The sequence below is a fragment of the Mesorhizobium sp. M7D.F.Ca.US.004.01.2.1 genome, from assembly GCF_003997785.1.
Taxonomy (GTDB): domain Bacteria; phylum Pseudomonadota; class Alphaproteobacteria; order Rhizobiales; family Rhizobiaceae; genus Mesorhizobium; species Mesorhizobium loti.
On record NZ_RZRQ01000484.1, the window covers coordinates 1 to 3,285 of the forward strand.

A 3,285-nucleotide genomic window follows, 5' to 3' on the forward strand; every position below is an offset into this window, starting at 1 on the left:
GTTCGCGCATGCGCGCATCCTTGAGGATCGCCTGGATGACCTGGATCGACAGCATCAGCAGCGACGGCGAGACGATGACGACGCGGGCGCGGTGCGCCTTGTGCACGATCGCCTCGAAATTCTCGTGGATCTCGGCGAACACCGATTCCGACGGCACGAACATGAAGGCGGTGTCCTGCGTCTCGCCCTGGATCAGGTATTTCTCCGAGATATCGCGGACATGGATCTCGATGTCGCGGCGGAAGGCCTGCGAGGCTGCCTTCTGCAGGTCGGCGCCATCGGCGGCGCGGATGGCGTTCCAGGCTTCCAGCGGAAATTTTGCATCGATGGCGAGCGACGGTGCGCCGTTCGGCATCTTCACCAGGCAATCGGGCCGGCTGCCGTTCGACAATGTCGCCTGGAATTCATAGGCGCCGTGCGGCAGGCCGTCGGCGACGATCGCCTCCATGCGCGATTGGCCGAAGGCGCCCCGCGTCTGCTTGTTGGAAAGGATCGCCTGCAGCTGCACGACCTGGCCGGCGAGCGACTGGATGTTGCCTTGCGCGACATCGATGATCGCCAGCCGCTCCTGCAATTTGGCCAGGCTCTCATGCGTGGATTTGGTCTGCTCGGTCATGGTCTGGCCAAGGCGGCCGGTCATGGCGTCGAGGCGCTGGCCGATCGACTGCGTCAGCTCCGCCTGCCGGGCCCCGAACACTTCGGCGATGGCGCCCATGCGGCCCTGCATTTCAGCTTGCGATTGCAAAATGCCGGCCATTCGCGCCTCGGCGTCGCGGGCATGGTCGGCGGCTTCCGCGGCCGCCACGGCACGCGCCTTGGCCGACCGCCACAGCGCAATGACGAGCGCCACGAACAGGCCAAGAAACAGCAAAACGCCGAAGGCCAGCGCATGGCCGAGCGTGATCGTGGTGGCGCCAAGCCGGGCGACAGGCTCCGAAAGGATAGTGCTCAGATCATTCATGTGGACAGCATAGCCGATTCGTCCTGATAGCACAGATCAAAACGTGAACGAGCCTCAAGCCCAACGGTTGACGCTTTTCGCTGGAGGTCTTAGGTGGAACCCATGCCGATCAAGCCGCTCATCATCCTTCCCGACCCCATCCTGCGCCAGGTTTCCAAGCCGGTGGAGCGCGTCGACGCGCCCTTGCGCAAATTAGCCGACGATATGCTGGCGACCATGTATGACGCGCCCGGCATCGGGCTGGCGGCAATCCAAATCGGCGAACCCCTGCGCATGCTGGTGATCGATCTCGCCAAGGAAGACGAGACGCCGGCGCCGCAGATCTTCATCAACCCGGAGATCCTGGAGAGCGCCGACGCGCGCTCCGTCTACGAGGAAGGCTGCCTGTCGATCCCGGACTATTACGCCGAAGTCGAACGCCCGGCCTCCGTGCGGGTCAAATATCTCGACCGCGACGGCAAGTTGCAGGAGATGGAGGCCGAGGGCCTGATGGCGACCTGCCTGCAGCACGAGATCGACCACCTCAACGGTGTCCTGTTCATCGACCACATCTCGAAGCTGAAGCGCGACATGGTGGTGAAGAAATTCAAGAAGCTCGCCAGGGACAAGGCGCCGGGCAAGCTGGCGGGATAGGGGAAAATGCCCCTTCGCGTCATCTTCATGGGCACGCCTGAGTTTTCGGTGCCAACGTTGCGCGCGATTGCCGAGGCCGGACATGACATCGCAGCCGTCTACACGCAGCCGCCGCGCGCCGCCGGACGGCGCGGGCTGGAGTTGACACCGTCGCCGGTGCAGCGCGAGGCGGAACGGCTGGGCATCGAGACGCGGACACCGGGATCGCTCAAAGGCGAGGCCGAGCAGGCCGCGTTCCGTGCCTTGCAGGCCGATGTCGCCGTGGTCGTCGCGTATGGCTTGCTGCTGCCGAAAGCGGTTCTGGAGGCGGCCCGGCTTGGCTGCATCAACGGCCATGCATCGCTGCTGCCGCGCTGGCGTGGCGCGGCACCCATCCAGCGCGCCATCATGGCCGGCGACCTGGAAAGCGGCATGATGGTGATGCGCATGGAAGAGGGTTTGGACACCGGTCCGGTCGGACTGGTTGAAAAATGCGCCATCGAACCCGATATGACAGCCGGCGATCTGCATGATCGGTTGATGAGTGTCGGTGCGACCCTGATGGTGGAGGCGCTGGCGCGACTGGAAAGGAACACCCTGACATTTGCCGCCCAGGCGGTGGAAGGGGTGACCTACGCCAAAAAAATCGATAAATCCGAGACGCGCGTGGACTGGACTCGCTCGGCGAGCGAGGTCCACAATAGCATTCGTGGCCTGTCGCCCTTTCCCGGCGCCTGGTCCGAGATAGGAATTGGCGGCCGCCCGGAGCGGCTGAAACTGCTTCGCTCGACGCTGTCGCAAGGCCTGTCGCCTTCGGAAGATTTGGGCGAGTCGGGAGGAATTCTCGATGACCGGCTGACGGTCGCCTGCGGGGCAGGCGCGATCAGACTGGTCGAAGTTCAACGGGCGGGCGGAAGGCCCGCTGCCGCGTCGGAATTCCTGCGCGGGGCCAAGATCGAAAAAGGAATGAAATTCTCATGAGCATGATGTCGATACGCGCGGCGACGCCGCGGGATCGCGAGGCCATTCGCCTCGTCGAGGAACACGCTTTCGGCCAGCAGGCGGAGGCCGGGCTGGTCGACGCGCTGGTGACCGGTGGCGACGCCGTTGCCGAACTGGTGGCGGAAGAGGACGGCCAGGTGGTCGGCCACATCCTGTTTTCCCGGCTGTTCGTCCAGAACGGCGGCAAGACCTTCGCGGCCGTGGCGCTCGCGCCGCTGGCGGTGGAGCCCTCGTTCCATGGCAGCGGCATTGGCGGCGCGCTGATCCGCGAGGCGCATATCCGCCTCAGGGACGGCGGCGAGACGCTGGCCGTGGTGCTCGGCGACCCCACCTATTACGGACGTTTCGGCTATAGCCACACGCGTGCCCAGAACTTCGAAAGCGAGTACCAGGGCGAAGCACTGCAAGCGCTGGCCTGGGGCGACGCACCAGAGGCAGGCAGGCTGGTCTACGCCTCCGCCTTCACCGCTCTCGCCGCCTAGGCGAGAGCATATAGCAGCCCGGCATGCCGCGTTTTCGCCTCGACATCGAATATGACGGCAGCCTGTTTGCCGGCTGGCAGCACCAGGCGGATCAGCCTTCGGTGCAGCAGGCGATCGAGCAGGCGATCGAAAAATTCTGTGGCGAAGTGGTTAGGCTGCGCGCCGCCGGGCGCACCGATGCTGGCGTGCATGCGACCGCCCAGGTGGCGCATGTCGACCTCGCCAAGG

At 64.9% G+C, this 3,285-nt stretch carries 4 protein-coding genes and 1 pseudogene; 4 read left to right on the top strand and 1 reads right to left on the bottom strand.

Features of this window, described 5'->3' with window-relative positions:
- A partial coding sequence (rmuC, locus tag EN993_RS33375; protein WP_127266009.1) for a DNA recombination protein RmuC occupies positions 1 to 961 on the bottom strand: 961 nt, incomplete at its 3' end.
- Positions 962 to 1,063: 102 nt separating this feature from the next.
- Between rmuC and def the strand changes: the two genes are divergently transcribed.
- The 4 genes and pseudogenes from def to EN993_RS33395 all read left to right on the top strand — a co-directional run.
- Entirely contained in the window at positions 1,064 to 1,594 is a 531-nt protein-coding gene (gene def, locus EN993_RS33380) for a peptide deformylase (RefSeq protein WP_109667256.1), read from the top strand.
- A 6-nt stretch (positions 1,595 to 1,600) separates the two neighbouring features.
- Positions 1,601 to 2,554, top strand: coding sequence for a methionyl-tRNA formyltransferase (gene fmt, locus EN993_RS33385; RefSeq protein WP_127266010.1), 954 nt, complete (start codon positions 1,601 to 1,603; stop codon positions 2,552 to 2,554).
- A complete protein-coding gene (locus tag EN993_RS33390; RefSeq protein ID WP_126067161.1) occupies positions 2,551 to 3,057 on the top strand; it encodes an N-acetyltransferase in 507 nt (168 codons plus the stop codon). Before fmt ends, EN993_RS33390 begins: the two co-directional genes overlap by 4 nt.
- Positions 3,058 to 3,080: 23 nt before the next feature.
- Positions 3,081 to 3,285: pseudogene (locus tag EN993_RS33395) on the top strand (tRNA pseudouridine(38-40) synthase TruA); the annotation flags it as partial.

Bases quoted from the DNA above. Each gene is read 5' to 3' on its own strand.
- def (WP_109667256.1), top strand. From the start codon at position 1,064: ATGCCGATCAAGCCGCTCATCATCCTTCCCGACCCCATCCTGCGCCAG.
- fmt (WP_127266010.1), top strand. From the start codon at position 1,601: ATGCCCCTTCGCGTCATCTTCATGGGCACGCCTGAGTTTTCGGTGCCA.
- EN993_RS33390 (WP_126067161.1), top strand. From the start codon at position 2,551: ATGAGCATGATGTCGATACGCGCGGCGACGCCGCGGGATCGCGAGGCC.